The organism is Burkholderia sp. S171, from assembly GCF_009766085.1.
GTDB lineage: Bacteria > Pseudomonadota > Gammaproteobacteria > Burkholderiales > Burkholderiaceae > Caballeronia.
Genome location: NZ_LMUF01000039.1, coordinates 97,182 through 117,344, shown reverse-complemented (window position 1 = coordinate 117,344; position 20,163 = coordinate 97,182). Strand labels below are relative to the sequence as shown.

The following is a 20,163-nucleotide window of genomic DNA, read 5'->3' as shown; positions in this document are numbered from 1 at the left end:
CCCTTGCGCGCGGCGGCACGCAAAACCCGCCACGCCGGCGCTTCTCCTTCCGCGTAACAATTCCGTGCCGTAACCAAAGCGCGCTTAGCGAGCTTGTAGCTAGCGAGCAGCCTTGGATACGCCCAAACCATCGCAAGCATGAGAGCCAAAACCGCGCAGACGATCAGCGCTCGCGACCGGTCGATAACAATGATCCGATGTGCCCCGCCCTTGGACAATGCATCGAGGGGAATATCGAAGAGCGGCTTTTCCCTGACAGCAGCCGCCGAAAAACTCACGGCAGGCAACACGATCTTTTCTCGTTTTTGCGTGGTCGTATTCCACCATTCAATGGTCACCGGTGGAAGTTTGAATCTGCCGCTGCGATTGACGACGTAGGTCACTGTGTCCGTGCGTTCGCCCGCGACCAATCCTGCCCGGTCCTGCATGATGTTCTTCGTCGCGGCCGGTTTCGGGTAGCGCTTAAGGCCATCGACATCGCCGAACTTGACCGGCGGAATCAACATGGACTCGGTTCCGGTCGCGTTCTGTGTAATGGTGCGAGTCAATGCTCCGCCCACTTTAAGATCATCTGGCGAGGGTTCTATCGCTTGCGTGGCGCTCAGTTTTTGCGTCGGAAAGAAAACCCTCATACCTTCTGCGCCGGCGGGAACCGTAGCAACGAGTCGTAGCGCCGGGGTCGTTAAGATCGCCGGGACATTCGTGCCGCCTGGGTACACCGTGATCGCGAACGAGGGTATGTCGAGTGTGCCGGCCGTCTGAGGGATGACTCGATACGCCCTGCTCACGCCATACCAACTCACCCCGTTAATGACTTCATGCAGATTTTCGGCTTGCTCGTCCGGCAGATTGACAATTGCACCCGGCACCGTAAATAGCGGCCAGTTCGGCGCATCGGTGAACCAGGTTGTCGTCAGGCAATCGACAATGAGCTTGACTTCGCTTCCCGCTACAACCGTCCCGGACGGTTCGATACGCGCGCGCACCAATAGCTGCGGCGCGCTTTGAGCCGCCGCTAAGCCGGATAGAAAAAACGTAAGAATAAAAAAGATAAACCCGCGTACGTTCATGGCGTACCCGTACTATTTTGGTCCGACTCCTGCTCGAATCGACGATGTAAAAATGCAGCCGGCGACGTGCTCAGGTTGCGCATCCATACGTCCTCGGACGGCTCCATGATGATCGTACTTTGTTCGACCTTGCCCTTCTTCTTTTCAATTTTCACTTCGTCCGATTCTTCGTCCTCTTCGTCCTTTTGAGGTTCCTGCTTAGGCTGCGCTATTAGCTTCTTCATCAGGTCGCGGTTCACGGCTGCTTGGCGCAATCCGGGTTGAAGCGCTAAAGCATTGTTGAAAGCCTTGATGGCGGACGGGTAGTCTTCAAGATGCGCCAGCGTGTTGCCCATGTAGAAATAAGCCTGAGCAGTCTTTAGTCGCGAGAATGCTTCCAGCGCGCCCGCATAATCTCCGGCAAGGTATAACGTGCGACCTTTCCAAAGCGGGTCATCGAAACGTTGCGCCGCTGCGTTGAAGTCACCACGCTCGAACTGCCAGCGGCCTTGCTGATCGTGTGTGGCAAACAAGTCCAGCCAGTTCCATGAAGCGGCGTGCGCGTCGCGAGGCGTCGCGCTAAAAGCCAGCGCGATCAGCACGACAGGCAGCCACTTCACGGTCCAGCCCTTGCGGAAACTCCAAAGCCCAAGCACCAGTAGCGGCAGCACCAGCCAGTAGCCCGCCTCCTTCCAGCGAGGCGCACGTTTCGATTCATCCACTTCTGCCAGCCAGGTCTGGGCGCGGCGTTGCACCCACGCGACGTCATCGTTATCTGCACGCACGCTGGCAAGCGGAATACCGGCATCTTGCGCGACCTTGCGTATTCCATCGGCGTCGAAAGTGCCCATCAGCGGATGGCCTTCATCGTCCATCGCAATGGTTCCATTCGGACCGAGAATCGCTCCGCCGTTCTCCGTGCCAACCGCAAGCCACAGCAGTTGATGATGAGATTGTTTAGCCTTCAGGACGAACGCGTCCGTCTGGTTCTGGTCGAATCCATCGCTGATAAAAACGATGGTCCCGGCCACGGGATCTTTCGCCAGAAGCTTCTCGGCAATGTCGAGACCTGCATTCACGTTCTTGCCGTCGCGCGGCATCAACGAGGGTGCAAGCGCTGGCAAGTACAGCTCGATCATGGCTGGGTCTTCAGTGGGCGGCACAACGAGATGCCCTGTAGAAGCGAACACCACGAGCCCGGTTCGCGCTCCTTTGCGCGCGGCCGCCAGGTCCAGCACCTTTTGTTTGGCGCGCTCAAGACGCGTGGGCGCGACATCGGTTGCGTCCATTGAATGGGCGAGTTCAAGGACGATCACGAGCGGCGCCTTGTCCTGGTTAAACGGGGGACGCTCCTGTTGCCAGGTTGGACCCGCAACCGCAATCGCTCCCATGGCGATAAGCACTGCCAGCGTATGGGCCGGTTGAATGCGTCGGCCTGCTGTATCGCCGACTATCAGATGTTCAAGCAACAGAGGGTCGATGATGTTGCGCCACCGAGCCCGGACACTGTTACGTCGAAACCAGATTACGGGCAACAGGGCAGCGGGGACGAGCAACCATAACCATAGAGGCCGCAGGAAATGAAAGGCGGTCAGGTCAATTTCCATGGCTCGCTCCGTCAATCTCCATGGTCTTTGGCCCTTGCTTTCGTCCCGGTGCACGAAGCGCGGCAATCGCTAATGCAAGACAGTGATATAGCGTCAGGATCGACAGCGCGAGAGCCAGCGGTATCCAGAAGAAATCGCGTTGCGGCCGATAAATTTCCCGCTTCACTTTCTCGGGCGTCATCTTGTCGAGCGTCGTGTAGACGTCCGCGAGTTCTTGCGGGTTGCCTAGCGCGTGGAATGCGCGACCGCCTGTTATATCGGAGATTCGCTGCAACGCGTCCAGGTCGACCTTGTCCTCGCCCGTCGCACTCGGGTCGCCGATACCGACCGTATGTATCACCAGCTTGTTGTTCTTCGCTATGTCGGCGGCACGCTCGGGTGGGATGGCGCTGCTCGTGTCGTTGCCATCGGTCAACAGGATTAACACCTTCTCCTGTGCCGGCGAATTCTCCATCAGCTTTACAGTCAGGCCGATAGCGTCGCCTATTGCCGTACGCGGACCCGCCATGCCGATCTGCATCTGATCTAAAAGCAGAAGCACGCTGTCGTAATCGAGCGTTAAAGGCGCTTGTGGATAAGCCGCCTCGCCAAACACCACCACTCCAATGCGATCCCCTTTGCGCTTCGCCACGAAGTCCCTGACCACCTGTTTGACTGCAGTCAGCCGGTCCATGCGCTCGCCGGTTTGCGGATTCACGAAGTCGCGCGTGCTCATCGATTCAGACAGGTCGATCGCCAGCATGAGGTCGCGAGCGGGTTCATCGCGCGTGACAGGCGGCTCGACGAACACAGGTTTCGCAGCGGCAATCACGAGCAAGATCCATAGCAGCGGCATCATCAACCGTTGCACTACGTTGCGGCGCAAACGGACGCCGCCGGGCGCCGGTTGCTCGCCGGCCGCTTGCGCCATCTCGTGGAAAAACGGCATGCGGATCGCCGATGTAGTTGCGCGCCATGCGGGTGCCAGCCACCACACGAAGACCGGCAAGGGCAGCAGCAGGAACATCCACGGGAAGTCAAATTTCCACATGATGGCGCTGGATCCAGTCGCGGGTGACGCTCACCAGGGTCTCGACTTCGAGCGGTGTTATCGAGGCGATCTGTTCAGCGGGTGCGTAGCTCACGAGTGTCAGGAGGGCGCCGCTGCGTTCGTCGAATCGTCCTCGCGTGCGCTTGAGAAACGCGAGCCATTCATCACCGGACAGCGGCGCGACACGTTCGCGCGGAGCGGCAGCGAGCGAAGTGCGTTTGATGAGCGACGGGATGGCGGCGAGCGCGACCGTGCGCCGTTGCGCATCGCTTAGAGCCACCTCGATGTCCGCCAACTCCGCCAGCGCCACTCGCCGGTAATGCTCCCGCTTATAACGACGCCAACCCATCCAGGCGGCCCAAAGCGCGGCCACTATCAGCAAGACCGAAACCGCCGCCCATCCGATGGTTTGAGGCGCCCAGGACACCGGCTCGGGCAGCGGCAACTCCTGCAGCGGCTTGAGTGCCGCAGGCGTATCGGCGGGCGTTAGCGAGGTTAAGGGCGACGCATTCATAAGCCGCTGCCCGTGGTCGGCCTGACGCGTTCACCGAACAGACGTCGAACCTGATCCACGGTGGGTTCATCGGTCGATAACGCCATCAGCGGCACACCACTCGATCGCAGCAGATCCGCCACCTCTGCGGTGCGGCCTTTGAACATGCTTGCAAGCGGCGCTCGGACCTTCTCCTGCTCAATGCGCAGTTCCACTTGAAGACGCCCTTCGCTGACCACCAGCGCGCGGCGCTCGGGCATGCGCTGCCAGAGGGGATCGAAGACCATCGCGGCGATAACGTCATTGTGTTTCGATAGCTGGCGCAACAGCTTGCGAGTACGTTCGCTCGCACCCGCAAAATCGCTCACGATACAAATAAGGTAGTCATGTCCCGCAAGCTGCAGCACGCCTTGAAGCGCGGTATCGAGCTGACCGTAGTTCGTTCTGGACGCGCTCTCGGCATGCAACGTTCTGTTCATCCCCGCGATTGCACCGAACAGCACCTTGATCCGGCTGCGGCTACGCAATGGCCTTACGCGGACGACGTGGTCGTCATCGAAGATCACGCCGCCCACGCGATCACCGGCGGCGAATCCCATCCATACCGCGAGCGCTGCGGCCTCCGCCGCCACTACCGACTTGAACGCACGGCTCGACCCGAAAAACATGCTCATGCGCTGATCGACAACCACAAGAAGCGGCCGGTCCCGCTCTTCGGTGTAAGCGCGAATCTGCGGTTTGCCGAGACGCAACGAAACCTTCCAGTCGATGTGACGAATATCATCGCCGGGAAGGTAGCTGCGAATCTCTTCGAAGTTAAGGCCACGGCCGCGCAACCGCGACGCGTGGTTGCCCGACAAGATGCTGGATAACGGCGCAGGCGCGACGAAGCTCAATCCGCGCGCACGAAATTCGAGCTTCGCGAGATGTGCCGCGTCGACATACACGCGGCCAATAGCAGCTTCGGATGCCACGGCCATTGATCGTCCTCTAGCGTGTGAGCGCGACTCCTGCGCTAAGCCGGCACGGCAACTTTCTCAATCAGGCGGTCGATCACATGGTCCGCGCTGACGTTGTCCGCGTTGGCATCGTATGAAAGTATCAGCCGATGCCGCAGCACCGGATGGATGACGGCCCGCACGTCGTCGGGCGTCACGAAACTGCGGTCCTGAAGCCACGCCTGCACACGGCTCGCACGGTCGAGCCCGATCGCGCCACGCGGACTCGCACCAATTTCGACCCACTTGCCGAGGTCCGCGTCGAGTTCGCCACCATGCCGCGTTGCATTGACCAGCGAGACAATATATTCGTCGATAGCCGGCGCCACCGTGATCTGCCGCACCGCCTGGCGCACGGCGAAAATGACATCCTGAGACAGGGCATCGGTCACTTGAGGCGCGTCGTTGCTTTCACGTCTAAGCAATCGCAACATCTCGCGCTCGCTTTCCGGCGACGGATAAGTAATCAGGACCTTGAAAAGAAACCGGTCCATTTGCGCTTCCGGCAAGGGATACGTCCCTTCCTGTTCAATCGGATTTTGCGTGGCCATCACCAGGAACAAATCCGGCATCTTGTGCGTTTTTCCGGCGACGGAAATCTGCCGTTCTTCCATGGCTTCGAGCAATGCGGACTGAACCTTGGCGGGCGCGCGATTAATCTCGTCCGCGAGAATCAGGTTGCCGAAAATGGGGCCCGGCTGGAATGTCAGCGTTCGCTCCGTGCCGGACTGCAGCAGCGTTTCCGCACCCGTGATGTCGGAAGGCAGGAGGTCGGGCGTGAACTGAATGCGGCTCATGGTTGCCGCCAGCCGCGTAGCAATGGCTTTGACGGTGCGTGTCTTTGCAAGCCCCGGCAGGCTCTCGAGCAGTACATGGCCGTCCGCCAGAAGCGCTATCAACACCTGCCGGACAACGGCTTCCTGACCGACGATTGCTTCATCGACGCTGGCTTCAAAGCGAAGGATAGTTTCACGCATGGGTACCGATCCGTTAACCGTTTCATTATTGGGTACGCGGGCACTGACGCTGTTTCACTGAGACCTTCGCGCAGACGTTAAAGCACACCACGCCGTTCGTCAAAGATTCAGTACCTCTTAAAAAATCATGAAAAAGGCGTGGAAAAGTTGTTGCCTGCTTTTAACAAATATGAGATTGGTGACTACTATCGAAAGCCAAGTTACGCGTTTGTAAGACGCAATGGTGCGACCCATGTGCGCGTGAAAAAACACGCCGCGGGGTAGCTGTTTGCGTCCGGACGCTATCGAGCAGATCACTGGAATAGCGATAGATACAACTGCGCACATATAACGACAGTGTTTAGTCATACTTATTTTCTCTTGGCGCAGCGAGAGATGAATTTATCAAGAGTCCATGCACGATGCCCTGACCGGCGTGAGGTAACAGGCCATGAGTGTACAAAAACGGTTATCGCCCAAAGCGGGTGAGACGAACGAAACCCCATCCAGCACGCCGACAGACGCTAAAGCACGCGCGAAACCTTATCGCAAGCTGCTGCTTTGGGGCGCGCTGCTGGTGATCCTGCCGGCTGCTGTCGGCGCTGCGGTCAGCTTGGCGGTTACGTCCCGTGCCGCGCCGCATCCGCAGATCGTCTACGGCGACGGCACGCGGGGCCCGCTCGACATGGCCTGGGTACCGGCCGGGCAGTTTGAAATGGGAAGCGACTCCAAGCAGGCTCAGGCCAATGAGCGTCCTGCGCACAAGGTCCGCGTGCACGGCTTCTGGATGGACCGTCACCACGTAACCAATGCTGAATTCGCCAGGTTCGTGGCAGCCACCGGCTACGTAACAACTGCCGAGAAAAAACCGGACTGGGAGTCACTGAAAGTCCAGCTTCCGCCTGGCACGCCGCAACCGCCCGACAGCGCGATGGTGGCGGGCGCGATGGTTTTCGTAGGGACGACTCAACCGGTACCGCTGGAAGACTATTCACGCTGGTGGCGTTACGTGCCTGGAGCGGACTGGCGCCATCCTACCGGTCCGGACAGCAACATAACCGGCAGAGACGACCACCCGGTTGTGCAGGTCTCGTATGAGGACGCGCAGGCCTACGCAAAGTGGGCGGGCAAGCGGCTGCCGACCGAAGCGGAATGGGAATTCGCGGCGCGGGGCGGCCTCGATCAAGCCACCTATGCATGGGGTAATCAGTTCGCGCCGGACGGCAAGCAGATGGCCAATGTCTGGCAAGGCCAGCAGCTCCAGTCGTTTCCGGTGGTAAACCCGAAGGCCGGCGGGGCGCTCGGGACCAGCCCGGTCGGAACGTTCCCGGCCAACGGTTACGGGCTGTCGGATATGACCGGCAACGCGTGGCAGTGGACGGCCGACTGGTATCGCGCGGATCAGTTCAGACGCGAGGCTTCCACAGGAAACGTGATCGACAACCCGGCGGGCCCCAAGGATTCCTGGGACCCGGCAGACGCAAGCGCGGGTGTGCCCGTGCAGGCGCCCAAGCGTGTGACACGCGGCGGCTCGTTTCTCTGCAACGAGGCTTATTGCCTGAGCTACCGGCCCAGTGCGCGGCGCGGTACGGACCCCTATAACAGCATGTCGCATCTCGGCTTCAGGCTCGTGATGGACGAGAGTACGTGGGCGGACTCGCATCAGCGGCAACAGTTTGCACGCGCCGACGTCCCGGCCAAATAAGCTCACGTTCCCCACGTCCCGCACTCACTGGTTTTGATCATCGAATGGCGTCACTTGCAAGGGAGTCCTGATGCAGCTTTACCACCGACGACGCGACTGGTTATGTCGCGCCTCCGCTCTCCTGGGCGCCGCGCTGGTTGCCGTGTCGCTTGCAGGCTGTGTCGGTGTAGACAGCGCGGGCAGCACCAACGCAACGCAGCCGGTGTCGCCAGCCACGGCCGACGCCTTGCCGTCCTGGCGCGATGGAACCGCGAAGCAGACGATCACGAAGTTCGTCGGCGACGTCACGCGCGAGGGGTCGCCGAGCTTCGTCGCGCCGGCCGAGCGTATTGCCGTGTTCGATAACGACGGCACGTTGTGGAGCGAGCAGCCGCTGTATTTCCAGTTCCTCTTCATGCTCGATCAAGTCAAGGCTGCGGCGCCCAGCCATCCGGAATGGAAGAGTAATCCCGCCTTCAAGGCGCTGCTTGCCCACGACTATCCCACCCTTGCCAGTCACGAAAAGGAGTTGCTGCAACTGGTCGCGGTTGCGAACAGCGGCATGAGCGTCGACGAATACGACAAGACCATCCGAGACTGGCTGGCGACAGCACGACACCCCAAATTCAAACGGCCGTACACCGAGCTTGTGTATCAGCCGCAACTGGAACTGCTCGCTTATCTACGCGCAAACGGGTTCAAGACGTTCATCGTTTCGGGAGGCACGATCGAATTCATGCGTCCGTGGGCCGGGAAGGTCTACGGCATTCCGCCCGAGCAGGTGATTGGTTCGAGCCAGCTTGTCCGGTACGAACTGCGCGATGGTCAGCCGACGCTTATACGTTTGCCCAAGATCGATTTCGTTGATGACGGTCCGGGCAAGCCTGTTGGCATCTATCGGAACATTGGGCGCAAGCCGATTCTCGCGTTCGGCAATTCGGACGGCGATTTGCAGATGCTGCAGTACACAGCCTCAGGCAGTAGTCCGCATCTCGCGCTGCTGGTCCATCACGACGACGCCGCGCGGGAGTTCGCCTACGACCGGCAATCGAAGGTAGGAAAGCTGGATAAAGCCTGGGACGAAGCAGTTGCCGATGGATGGACCGTGGTGAGCATGAAAGACGACTGGCAAACGATCTATCCCGTTTCAAAGCCGTAGCGGACGAATAAGCGGCAAACAAGCAGCACGAGAGAAACATCGATTCGCAAAGTACTTGCGGTTCGAGCAAGCCAATCCGCATTGCCCCGACAGGGTAGTGCGGAGACTGGAATCAACGTCATTGGAGCAACACGATGAGACCTTTGTTCAAGAAAGGGCGCTACGCAGCGGGGGCGTCGCTTATAGCCTTCGCTGTGATTTGCGCTTTGATCATCCCGCCGACCAATGCACCGGCTCAAACGCAAGGTGCGGTTAAACCCGCTACGCCCGCAGCAACGAGCGCGGCCAAACCCGCTAATCAAAATAGCGCCAAGCCGAACATCCTTGTGATTTTCGGCGATGACATCGGCCAGTCGAACATCAGTGCTTACGCGCACGGCGTGGTGGGCTACAAGACACCGAATATTGACAGTATTGCGGCACAAGGGATGATGTTCACGGACTACTACGCGGAAAATAGCTGTACCGCTGGCCGCTCGTCGTTCATCACCGGTCAGGTGCCGCTGCGCACGGGGCTATCCAAGGTGGGCGCGCCGGGTGCGCCCGTCGGTCTGCAAAAAGGTGACATGACCATTGCGCAGGCGCTCAAACCCCTTGGTTATGCAACCGGTCAGTTCGGCAAGAACCACCTCGGCGACCGGAACGAATACCTGCCGACCAATCATGGTTTCGACGAGTTCTTCGGCAACCTCTATCACCTGAATGCCGAGGAAGAGCCCGACCGCCCGTACTGGCCGCAAGACAAGAATAACCCTTACGTGAAGAACTTTTCTCCACGAGGCGTCATTCACAGCACGGCCGACGGCAAGGTGGAAGATACCGGTCCGCTCAATGCGAAGCGGATGGAAACCATCGACGATGAAACCGGCGCCAAGGCGGCCGACTTCATCACCAAACAAGCCAAGGCCGGCACACCCTTCTTCGTCTGGATGAACTTCACGCGCATGCATGTGTACACGCACGTGCGGCCCGAGTTCAAAGGCAAGAGCGGCATGCCCGGCAATGAATACGCCGATGGCATGTGGGAGCACGATCAGGACGTCGGCAAGTTGCTCAAGCTGCTCGACGACTTGAAGATTGCGAAGAACACCATCGTGGTCTATACGACTGACAATGGGCCGAACATGTTCTCCTGGCCCGATGCCGCCATGACACCGTTCCGCAGCGAGAAGGACTCCAACTGGGAAGGCGCGTTCCGTGTCCCGGCGATGATCCGCTGGCCGGGCGTGATCAAGCCGGGCGAGGTATCGAACGAACTGTTCTCCGGGCTTGACTGGTTCCCGACGCTGCTCGCCGCAGCAGGTGACGGCGGCGTAAAGGACAGGCTGCTCAAGGGATGGGCGCCGAAAGCAGGTGGCACCAGTTTCAAGGATCACCTCGACGGCTACAACCAGCTACCGTATCTGACAGGCAAGGCGCCCAAGAGCGCGCGCACGGAGTTCTATTACTTCGACGACGACGGTCAGTTGGTCGCCATGCGATGGGAGCAGGACAACATGGCCTGGAAGGCAGTCTTCTGCGAGCAGCGCGCGCCGGGGAACCTGAACATCTGGCAAGACCCGTTCGTCTGTCTGCGTTTGCCGAAGATCTTCAACTTGCGCATGGACCCGTACGAACGAGCGGACATTACGTCGGATCAGTACAACGACTGGCTGGCCAAGAACGCTTATCTGACCGGCATCGCGACCATGAAGGCATCGACCTTCCTCCAGACCTTCGTCGCCTATCCGCCTAGCCAGAGACCGGCGAGCTTCAGCGTCGATGGCGTCCGGCGGCAAGTGGACAAGAAGATCGACGAGTCGTTCAAGAAGCGCGGGCTGGAGTAAGCCGTCCCCTGCCGCGTCCGCCGGTTTCAGAGCCGGCGGACGCGGCTTCATTTTCGATGAACCCATGACCCAGACGCTCGCTACTCGTGCCAAGGCGACGCATCGCGAAAAACGCGAGCGTACGCAACGTGAGACCCGCACGCATGAGCGCACGCAACCGGCCGTGCCTGATGCGCCGGGTTTGCACGCCGCATGGGCGGCATTGCTTCTGCTGGCATCGGGTGCGGCATCGCTGATCTATCAGGTCCTGTGGATCAAGCAACTCACACTCGTGGTCGGCGCCGAAGTACTGGCGGTCACCACAGGCGTCAGCGCCTTTTTTGCGGGTCTCGCGTTGGGTGGATGGATATTCGGCCGGCTCGCCGACCGCCAGCACCATCCGCTGCGCGTCTATGCAAGCATGGAAATCGGTGTGTCGATATTGGCCGTCGGCGCAACGCTCGGCCTCGCCCACTCAGCTCAGCCGTTCGCGGCGCTACAAGATCATGTCGGTGCGCTGGCCTGGTTGCTGCCCTTCGCGCTCGTCGGCATTCCCGCCGTCCTGATGGGCGGTACGCTGCCGGTCCTGATGCGCGCAGTCGCGCCGTTATCCATGCATATCGGCCGGGCCGGCGGTCGTTTGTATGCGGCCAATACCGCTGGTGCGATCGCCGGAACGCTAGTCGTTCCGTTTGTACTGATTCCCGCGCTCGGTGTGTTGGGCAGTGCCTTCGCCGCCGCCGCGCTGAATGCTGCTGCGGCGTTGACCGCGCTGCTTCTCAACCGCCGCGTGCATGCGCCAGTTGTGGTCACGGCCGCGCCACCTTCAGCGGCTCCGGCTACGGATCGCGCCCGCCTCGCCCTCGTGCTGTATGCGCTCGCCGGGGGCATCGCACTGGGCTACGAGGTCGTGTGGTCGCAAGCTATCGTCCAGTTCATCAGCACCCGAAGCTTCGCCTTCTCGATCGTGCTGGCCACCTACCTGTGCGGTCTCGTGCTTGGCAGCGCATTGGTGTCGCGTCATGTCGACCGCGCACGCGATCCTTGGGGAGCGTTCGCGCTGCTGATCGCAGCGGCAGGTCTCGTTGCGCTGCTCGAGATCAGCTTCCTCGGCGAATGGTTGTTGCAAGGACAGGCACGGGTAGCCAGCGCAGTCTTCGCGGCTACAGGAAACATGTTCGCTGCCATGTGCGCGCGCTTCACGCTGGCAGGTCTCTGCATCGTCTTCGTGCCGACCTTGTTGCTGGGTGCTGCGTTCCCCTTCGCGATCCGTCTTGGCGTGAACAGCAGCCGTGTAGGACGCGATGTCGGGATCGTCATCGCGATGAACACAGCGGGCGGCATTGTGGGCACGATGCTCGCCGGCTTCGTCCTGGTGCCAAAGCTAGGCATCGTTCATGCGCTTGCGGCACTGGCCCTTTCGGCGAGCGTAGTCGGATTGATCGCAGTCTTTCGCGGTTCCGGCGCCCGTTTATTCGCGCGCGGGTGCGTCCTTGCGCTCGCCGCATGCGCGCTATGCGCTGCGGTGTTCACGCCTTCAGACCGGCTCGCCACGATGCTCACCCAAGCCCGTGGCGGTGACCTGACCTTCTATGCGGAAAGCGAAGGGGGAACCGTTGCGGTCGTCGCGCAAAGGTCAGGCGAAAATCGCTTTAAACGCCTGTACATTCAGGGCGTATCCAATTCCGGCGATGCCATGACGTCGCTACGATACATGCGCTTGCAAGCCATGCTGCCGCTGATCATTCATCGCGGCACGCCGCGCTCGGCGCTCGTGATCGGCATGGGGACGGGCATTACGGGCGGCGCATTGTTGCCTTATCCCGGTCTCGAACACCGGGTGGTTGCCGAATTGCTTCCGGCTGTGGTGCGTGCAGTGCCGCAATTCAAGGGTAACTATGGTGTGAGCACGGACCCGCGCATGGAGATCCGGCTGCACGACGGGCGGCGCGAACTACTGCGCGACTCGCAGCGCTACGACCTGATCACGCTGGAACCACCGCCGCCATCGGCCGCGGGTGTCGTCAACTTGTACTCGTCGGATTTTTATCGATTGGCGGCGTCGCGCCTGCAAGCGGGTGGGCTTGTTGCGCAATGGTTGCCCCTGCCGACGCAAAATGAGGAAGACACGCGTGCGTTGATCAAGAGCTTCGTCCAAGTGTTTCCCTACGCCACGATGTGGACCACCGAGCTGCACGAAATGATGCTGGTAGGTTCAATGGAACCGATTGAGCTCGACGTGCCGCGTATTCGCGAACGCTTCTCGCAACCGGGTGTTGCTGCGGCGTTGCGCGAGGTGGGTATTGCATCTCCGGCGGCACTGCTTGCGACATGGATAACGGATCGCGCCGGCCTCGAGTACTACGCCGCCGATGCGCAACCCGTAACGGATGACCGGCCCGGCATTGAATACGCTGCGTGGGTGCGCAGCGCCGACTTCCCCAAGGTATTGGCCCAGTTGCTGGCGTTGCGCAGCGAGCCCCCGCTACAGGGCGCGGATAACGCGTTCCTGGACTCCGTGCAAACCGAACGCACCACATTGCAGGCTTTCTACGATGCGGGGCTCGCGGCTTATCGCGGGGATCGCGATGCGTGGCAGGAAAATATACGCCGGGTCATGCGCGACGACGAAAGCAATCCGTATTACCGGTGGTTTGTCGGTGTGGGTGGTTGAGCACTACCGCGAGGGAGTGGACTTTGCTTGAGTCTTGCGATGAAGCTTGCGTCCCGCTGCCAGTTGAATGGACGAACGCTCGCGTGCAGGTGTCGGCCGGGCCCGCGCGCGAGCTCCGGGCCGACCATCAAAACTACTGGGCGGGCGCGTTCGTGTTCGTTCTCGTCAGGAATCCATATACGTGCTCCGATGCTCCAAGACAACGTGCTGGGTAATGCGACCGGTTTCCCCTCCAATGAATCGAACGCATGGCGGTCATGCGCACTCGCGGTCACGCTCCTGATGACGCGCATGCAGAGCATGTAAATGGACTTTCGCGCGCTCAGCGGCAACCAGTTCGCGCTTGCCTTTCAAGGTCGCGCTTTTGAACCGCGGGTCGCCCATCGCTGCGACATACTTGTCCCATCGATGCTTCTGATAGCGGCGGAAGAAATCCGGCCCGGGCAGGCCGTTGTCGCATGCAAGCAGCACACCGTAATCAATATCGGGCCCATCGTTGAGTTCCCGCAGAGCGGCGTCGAGCACCTCGTATCGCCGGGTCAACGGGACCGTGCGCTCAAACAGGACATGAAAACGTTTATACGGTAATACCGTACTTTGCAGCGCGGCCCGTTCAAGTGCTCGGATGACAAGGGGCAGCGGATTCGGGTCCATACGAGTCTCCGGTTGAACAACAATCATCGCCATGCACGACCGGCTTGAACGTGAATTGCGTTCCGCCAGGCCCGTGCGGTTGAGTAAAAAATTTACGCGTGTCTCCTGATCCACGATCGCGCCATCTTTTCAGCCCGTTTTTCCAGTAGGGAAATTCGATGACCTGTCGAGGCGATCGGGCCGAACTCCGTGCGTTGCATCGAGGAACGAATTTCCAGGCCGACACGCTGCTGACTATTGCGAATTCGAAAAAAACGTTGCGTAAGCGTCCAGTGATCGAGCTTGATCGAGCGGATCAGCGTACGAACTTATAAAAGCATCGCACTACGGACGATCAGCAATGATCTCTCGCATTTCGCCCAACCGGTCTCGAGTAATGAAAGAACCGGCTGGGCTATCGACACCCATCATCTGGGCGCCGTAACAACGACGTACTGCACTTGAGTTCCAACGTATTGCGGCTGATACCAGTTCGGCCCGCAATGCTGGTAAGCAAGGCCGTTCACCACGATGCTCGAACAGCTCGGCGGCAACGATGCAACCGTCGCGCCGACCACCACGGCAGTCGTCACGCCAACCGCTACGCCCACTGCCACCGGGTTCGCGTACCAACCGCCGTCGTGATAGTGATCATCGTCGTGGTGATGATCATCATCGTGATGGCCGTCGTCGTGGTGACCGTCGTCATGGTGGTCGTCGCCACCGCCGTTGTGGTGGTCGTCGCCTCCGCCGTTGTTACCGCCACCGTTGTGATTGCCACCACCGTTGTTGTGATCGCCCCCGCCGTTGCTGCCACCGCCGTTGTGATCGCCTCCACCGTTGCTGCCACCACCGTTATGACTGCCACCGCCGTTGCTTCCGCCACCGCTGTGACCTCCGCCACCGCCACCGTTACTGCTATGGCCCACACCGCCGGGATGCGCACCCATCTGTTGGCCGCCGCCCGGACCACCGGGGTGAAAACCGCCACCACCGCCACCCCCGCCGCCGCCATGAAAACCGCCTCCTGGCGGTGCGTGGATACTCGTGCGTGCGCCCCCGCGGAAACCAAACGCGTGAACGCTCAACGACGTCGCCAGAAAGACGCCGGCAATACCCGCAGCCGCCAGTTGTTTTGTGCGTGACATCATTCGCTCTCCTCATACGGCGTATGCGTAGCAGGCTTCAGTTCGATCGCTTTTGCATTCGCCGCGGGCCGGAAAGTAAAGGTCGACGCAGAAAAATCGGGATTGAGTTTCCAGTGATAAGTCACGACGTGTCGTGGACGTGCGTCCTGGGTTGTATCGACAATCTCCATGCGGCACGGCAACGGGCGTGTTCCGCTCTGAATCCAGAGCTCCCAGTCGGCGCCCTGCTGCTGATACGCGTAGTGATTGCACCAGCGCGTATCCACGCGCTCCAGCCCGATGAAAAGCGCTGACGTCAACGCCGCGTCATCGACCTTGCCGTCGCCCCAGTAAAACAAATCCGCGAGCGGGGTATCAATGTTGTACACGGTCGACAACTCGCGAACCAGCAGGTCGATCGTGGCCGGCGCAGGGTTCTTCGAGTAGTAGCCCTCGGACGTATTGAAGATGGTGAATGTCCTGCCGTCGTAGATCAGCCCTTTGTCGCCGCGACTTCCGGTGATATCCGCCCTCATGCGATTCGGCCGCTCCACCTTCAGGTCTGTTTCATGAAGAAACGCGACGGTCTGTCCACTATCGAGAACGGCATCGGTCGCGGTCGACGCGGTCACGTCGAGGCGGCTCAGCGAGCGCAGATAGCGTCCCATGGACGACAACGCATCTAGCGCCTGCTGCTGGCGCTCGGGTTGCGCAGCAGTCGCTGCGGATGTGGCCACTGCAGCGCTCGCCGGGTCGGGGCTTGTTTGCGCGAATGCATTGACCGCGCTGATGCCCAACGCGATAAGCACGCCGCGTATTGGTCGGTGATAGTGTCTTGGCACGTCGCCCCCTTTATTGGAAAGTGGCGCTGATTGAAAGTTCGACCGCATTTCCCTTCGGGCGGTTACTCACTGCAAATTCATTGACCCATCGCAGCGATGCCGACACCGGCGTGCTGCTCAGCTTCCCTGACCACGTCGCCGTTGGACCGATCCCCAAGGAATGACCACTGGTGCCACCTGTCAAGTTGGCGATGCCGCCGGTGTCATCGCCGAGCTGCTGAATCCAGCCGCCGACCACACCCACACCCCATCCTCCCGTGAAGCGCTTCAGCGCAAGCAGGTCGAGCACGCTGATCGGGGCGTTGTGGTAGTGCGTCTGGTCGTTAGCCGTATAGAACTCGACACCGTAGTTCGCTGACAGTTCGACGTTATGTTCAGGCAGGAGCTTCGTGTACGCGACAGTCGGAATGAACGTCCACGTGTTCTGTCCGGCGTTGGCAAGACGGCTGGTGCTGTAAGCGCCGGTGGGTGCATACATCTGGACGCTCAACGCAATATGGTCAGTCTTGGTCAGGTGGTATCCAGCCACGACCGGCGTAAAGAAAATATCCGCGAATTGCGTGGCCTTATCGTTTGGCAGCCGGCCATTGAACGACGACACCGACGTGTATTGAAATGGCACGCCGAACGACGATGCAAAGTTCCATCCCCCGGCTGTGATACCCCACGTCTTGACCGCGTTAAGGATGGTGTATGAGACGTGGAAATTGAGACCAGCAGTAACCGTCCCCGCGATTGGGATTGATTTACTTTTCCCGAACGATCCTTCGTAATAGATGGTCGAGACGGAAAAGATCCAGTCCGACGTGGGCGGCACGATGCCGGCATAAGGCATGACCTGCATACCGGTTACCGGTCGCCCGATACCCCCTTCTGTCGCTCGGGCAACAGTTGGAATGCCGAGCACAACACTGGCTAACGCGACCGCCGTCAGCTCCCGGCGCACGCTCTTGCGCGCACCGGCCTGCTTGTTGTACGTGTCCATACTGGCTCCTTCGCTAAGTGGTTTCGCGGTCAATTACTGGACGGTGTATCCCCGCCCCTGCATGCATGCGCCGTAGGCACGCCAGTACGTGTTCATCTCAGCTTGCTGGTTAGCTTGTGCGTTCTGCGCCTGGGCGGCATGTTGCCGACGGCTACGTGCGCCGCCTACTACTGCCCCAGCGGTCGCACCAACGGCCGCGCCGTGTCCCGGGTCGTTGTGGTTCACGTCGCCAATGAGCGCGCCGGCCGCTGCGCCGCGCCGCCTACTCGCGCGCCCGTGGGTCCCTGAGGCGGCGGCGGCGTGCCGGCAACGACCGCGGGATCGATGCCCGTGTTTTGCTTGGCCCACGCGTAGCACGCGCCGTCATCCTGCGACTGCTTGCTGGCGCTTTGCCCATGCGCCGGATACACAGCAGGCTTGGCTGCAAACGCAGTGCTGCCCGTCATGGCAATCACTGCAGTCAATAAAATTCCCTTCATGCCACCCTCAATATCGATTAGTAAAACTTATCTTCCACCGAATCTCGATCGACTCGATGTTAACCTCCACCTGCTTTCTTCGGCTTCACGAGTTGCCATGTTCCATCCAGCACTGCGGCGTTCGGCCCGTAGATGCGCGTGATCAGCGTGTAGGCACCCGTGGGCGCCGGCAGCCAGTTCGCTTCTTTTCCCTTGCCCGGCGATTCATGCTGGACGTAAATATCGAGCGAGCCATCGGCGCCATACTTCAGGTGTTTCGTGCGATCGCCGATCGAATAACGATCGATCGGGTTCGCGACAAGGTGGCGTCCCGGCAGGTCGTACAGCGTCATTGACCAGAAGAACTTGGCAGGCGGAAGGTCTTTCTTGTCGAAGTGCAGAACGTAGGGCTGCGTTCCTACGAGTTGCTTGTTGTCCGCATCGACGTGATACCCGACATACACCGCTTCTTCCTTCGTATTGCCGTAGATACCCATTGCGGCCGCGACCGCACGCGTCATGTAGTCGTTCTTCAAGTCGTCGCGCGAACCGAAGAGACCGAAGGAACCGGTTGTCGATTTCTCGGTAGCGGCCAACGCCTGCTTGCCATCGGTCACACCGCGTTCCAGTGCTTCGCGGGTTGCCGGATCAAGCTTGCTAGCCTCGAACGGCTTGCCCGGCGCAATCCCGATCTTGGCAAAACGCTGCATGAGATCGGCCTCGGACGGATTGGGCGGCTGCGTGAATTGCAATAGAAAATTCAGGTAACCAATGAAGTCGATCGAGGTCGCCCTCGCCTCGTTCCACTTGGGAAAGGTCACGCTTGCGACAGCCGGCGGCGGCGTGGTGTGTTCGAAGCTTGAGAGCGGCGTCAGGCCGTACTGATCCTGTATGCGAACGACGTGACCGACATCGGAGGGACCATTGAGCGCGGTACGGCCAAGCGTCAGAATGAGATCGGTCTCCGACTTGAAGACCTTGTCGATACCCGGCGGCGTCGATCCGCTCCAGCCTGGACCTGCCAGCAAGTAGTGGCCAACGCCGTTGCCGGTCGCGCGAGAGCCGACGTAAGCAAAATTGTAGGTGTACAGGTCAATCCACTGAAACACGTAATAGCGATCGTCGGGAAGTTTCGGAACCGACAATACCCAGGGCTCACGGCGCAGATCCAGCCATGCCCACGAATACGGGGTGTCGTTGTTTGGCGTGACTATTTCCTTGTTGTCAGGCCCGTACACTTGCGAATAATGGCGAAATTTACCGAATCCGCCGATATACGCCTTTGAGTTCCTGTCCTGCGTCTGCTGGTAAAGCGTCTTGTAGTTGAACAACATAGGGTAGGCATAAATGAATGCCTCCTTGGCGATAGCCTCCGTTTCCTGAGGCGTCACGCTGCCCGACTCCTGCTGCGCGGTTGCAGGTGAAATACCAGCAAGCACCACCGTAATCATTAGTATTCCGAATTTAACGAGATATCTAAGTTTCATGGAAGCACCGTCAGTCATTTGCCGAACGTCATGTTCAAGCCGGCAAAAATGGTGAATTGCGGAACACCGCGCCCTGAATGTGCGACCGAATACTGCGGCTCTATGTACGCGTTGTAAATGGTCGAACCACTTTTCCATGCTTTGCCGCCGCCCAGGCCGACGGGGATGTAATAGCTCCCTTGCTGCAGGTCGAACGTCCAGGTGCCGGTCGAGCGTATATACCAGCCACCCGGCAAGTTAAAGATACCGAAAGGCTGGGCCGTCAGCGACTGAACAGCCGGGCGACTATCCTGCCCGGCAAACGAGTGCTGCCACTGCACCAGCGCGCCCAGCAACCGTTCTTTGGTCGCACTCACCGCGACTGCCGCCAGACCGGCTTGCCACTTACCCGTCCCCAAACTTGGGTCGGTGGCGGTCGGCAGGGTAATCAGCGGTCCGACGCCTATCTGAACGCCTTCCTGAGAGAGCAAGAAGATATCGAAAAGGTTGAGATCGCCCAATCCCGTGTTGTATCCGCCATTGGGATCAGGGCGGGTACTGACAGGCAAGGTTCCGCGAAAGATTTGCGGTACGCCTATCACGCCGTTCGGCCCAATTGGAATAGTCGGGCGCAGCAACAAATCATTAGTGTGAGAACTCGTACCGAATACGCTGGGCGTGTAGTAATTTTGAATATTGAATGAAGCAGCCAGATTCAGCGGATTATTGCTTTTATTAGCCTCATCTGCGGCGCTCTGCGCGAACGCCAGATTCGCCCAGGCCGCAATAATCAAGCCAGACAGCGATCTTCGGACGAATAACCGCCTATAGCTGCTCATGGATCTTTCCAACGTTAATTTCACAAGATGCAGATAACCCTTCAGCGTTATTAAAATAACGCTTTTCGGGCACACGAACGGAACCGCTTCCTGGCATGCCGGGAAGCGGTTTTCCATGATTCTATAAATCGGTTTTCCGCGATAAAAGCGGAAGGACGATATGGTTTAAACGAACTGCGTGGAACGAGAAATAGCCATACGTTAGTCCTCTCAGAGACATAACAGGGCACGTGTGTCCCGTGCGGATCTGCTTTGCGCAGTGCGAAAGCAGGATTACATTTGTTACGGATGCTAGCAAACGTTTTACGGTTTGCCAATATTATTTTGTAACTGACGCAGGCCACATTCAATCGGCCCG

The 20,163-nt window shown here is 59.6% G+C and carries 16 protein-coding genes and 1 pseudogene; 4 read left to right on the top strand and 13 right to left on the bottom strand.

Annotation, left to right across the window (positions count from 1 at the left end; genetic code table 11):
- The 6 genes from GSQ93_RS21200 to GSQ93_RS21175 all read right to left on the bottom strand — a co-directional run.
- A partial coding sequence (locus GSQ93_RS21200) for a BatD family protein (RefSeq protein ID WP_158937707.1) occupies positions 1-1,070 on the bottom strand: 1,070 nt, incomplete at its 3' end.
- Positions 1,067-2,656, bottom strand: coding sequence for a VWA domain-containing protein (locus tag GSQ93_RS21195; RefSeq protein WP_158937606.1), 1,590 nt, complete (start codon positions 2,654-2,656; stop codon positions 1,067-1,069). The genes GSQ93_RS21200 and GSQ93_RS21195, both read right to left, overlap by 4 nt.
- Positions 2,646-3,686 (bottom strand): VWA domain-containing protein, encoded by a 1,041-nt coding sequence (locus GSQ93_RS21190; RefSeq protein ID WP_158937605.1) that lies wholly within the window; start codon positions 3,684-3,686, stop codon positions 2,646-2,648. The genes GSQ93_RS21195 and GSQ93_RS21190 overlap by 11 nt, the downstream gene beginning before the upstream one ends.
- Complete coding sequence (locus tag GSQ93_RS21185) at positions 3,673-4,200, bottom strand: DUF4381 domain-containing protein (RefSeq protein WP_158937604.1); 528 nt, start codon at positions 4,198-4,200, stop codon at positions 3,673-3,675. Before GSQ93_RS21185 ends, GSQ93_RS21190 begins: the two co-directional genes overlap by 14 nt.
- Positions 4,197-5,159 carry a DUF58 domain-containing protein gene (locus GSQ93_RS21180; protein ID WP_158937603.1) on the bottom strand — a complete coding sequence of 321 codons (963 nt, stop codon included), beginning with the start codon at positions 5,157-5,159 and terminating at the stop codon, positions 4,197-4,199. The genes GSQ93_RS21185 and GSQ93_RS21180 overlap by 4 nt, the downstream gene beginning before the upstream one ends.
- A gap of 35 nt (positions 5,160-5,194) precedes the next feature.
- Positions 5,195-6,154 (bottom strand): MoxR family ATPase, encoded by a 960-nt coding sequence (locus tag GSQ93_RS21175; RefSeq protein WP_158937602.1) that lies wholly within the window; start codon positions 6,152-6,154, stop codon positions 5,195-5,197.
- Positions 6,155-6,584: 430 nt separating this feature from the next.
- On the opposite strand from GSQ93_RS21175, the gene GSQ93_RS21170 reads away from it, so the two are divergent.
- The 4 genes from GSQ93_RS21170 to GSQ93_RS21155 all read left to right on the top strand — a co-directional run bounded on the left by GSQ93_RS21170 (position 6,585) and on the right by GSQ93_RS21155 (position 13,455).
- Positions 6,585-7,838 carry a formylglycine-generating enzyme family protein gene (locus GSQ93_RS21170; RefSeq protein WP_158937601.1) on the top strand — a complete coding sequence of 418 codons (1,254 nt, stop codon included), beginning with the start codon at positions 6,585-6,587 and terminating at the stop codon, positions 7,836-7,838.
- Between the two features lie 70 nt (positions 7,839-7,908).
- The gene (locus GSQ93_RS21165) at positions 7,909-8,976 is read left to right on the top strand and encodes an HAD family phosphatase (protein WP_158937600.1); all 1,068 of its coding nucleotides are present in this window, start codon (positions 7,909-7,911) and stop codon (positions 8,974-8,976) included.
- Between the two features lie 134 nt (positions 8,977-9,110).
- Entirely contained in the window at positions 9,111-10,802 is a 1,692-nt protein-coding gene (locus GSQ93_RS21160; RefSeq protein ID WP_158937599.1) for an arylsulfatase, read from the top strand.
- 64 nt (positions 10,803-10,866) lie between these two features.
- Positions 10,867-13,455, top strand: coding sequence for a fused MFS/spermidine synthase (locus GSQ93_RS21155; RefSeq protein ID WP_158937598.1), 2,589 nt, complete (start codon positions 10,867-10,869; stop codon positions 13,453-13,455).
- A 255-nt stretch (positions 13,456-13,710) separates the two neighbouring features.
- Here GSQ93_RS21155 and GSQ93_RS21150 read toward each other — a convergent pair whose 3' ends face one another.
- The 7 genes and pseudogenes from GSQ93_RS21150 to GSQ93_RS21120 form a co-directional block, all read right to left on the bottom strand.
- Positions 13,711-14,109, bottom strand: coding sequence for a hypothetical protein (locus tag GSQ93_RS21150; protein ID WP_158937706.1), 399 nt, complete (start codon positions 14,107-14,109; stop codon positions 13,711-13,713).
- 407 nt (positions 14,110-14,516) lie between these two features.
- Positions 14,517-15,239: a hypothetical protein gene (locus tag GSQ93_RS21145; RefSeq protein ID WP_158937597.1), complete on the bottom strand. Its 723-nt coding sequence runs from the start codon at positions 15,237-15,239 to the stop codon at positions 14,517-14,519.
- Positions 15,236-15,952, bottom strand: coding sequence for a DUF2092 domain-containing protein (locus GSQ93_RS21140; protein ID WP_158937596.1), 717 nt, complete (start codon positions 15,950-15,952; stop codon positions 15,236-15,238). The genes GSQ93_RS21145 and GSQ93_RS21140 overlap by 4 nt, the downstream gene beginning before the upstream one ends.
- Positions 15,953-16,067: 115 nt before the next feature.
- Entirely contained in the window at positions 16,068-17,042 is a 975-nt protein-coding gene (locus tag GSQ93_RS21135; protein WP_158937595.1) for a transporter, read from the bottom strand.
- Positions 17,043-17,075: 33 nt separating this feature from the next.
- A pseudogene (locus tag GSQ93_RS21130) lies at positions 17,076-17,488 on the bottom strand (glycine zipper domain-containing protein).
- 92 nt (positions 17,489-17,580) lie between these two features.
- Positions 17,581-18,987 carry a DUF1254 domain-containing protein gene (locus tag GSQ93_RS21125; protein WP_254073973.1) on the bottom strand — a complete coding sequence of 469 codons (1,407 nt, stop codon included), beginning with the start codon at positions 18,985-18,987 and terminating at the stop codon, positions 17,581-17,583.
- 14 nt (positions 18,988-19,001) lie between these two features.
- Positions 19,002-19,922, bottom strand: coding sequence for a hypothetical protein (locus tag GSQ93_RS21120; protein WP_254073972.1), 921 nt, complete (start codon positions 19,920-19,922; stop codon positions 19,002-19,004).
- Positions 19,923-20,163: the final 241 nt, after the last annotated feature.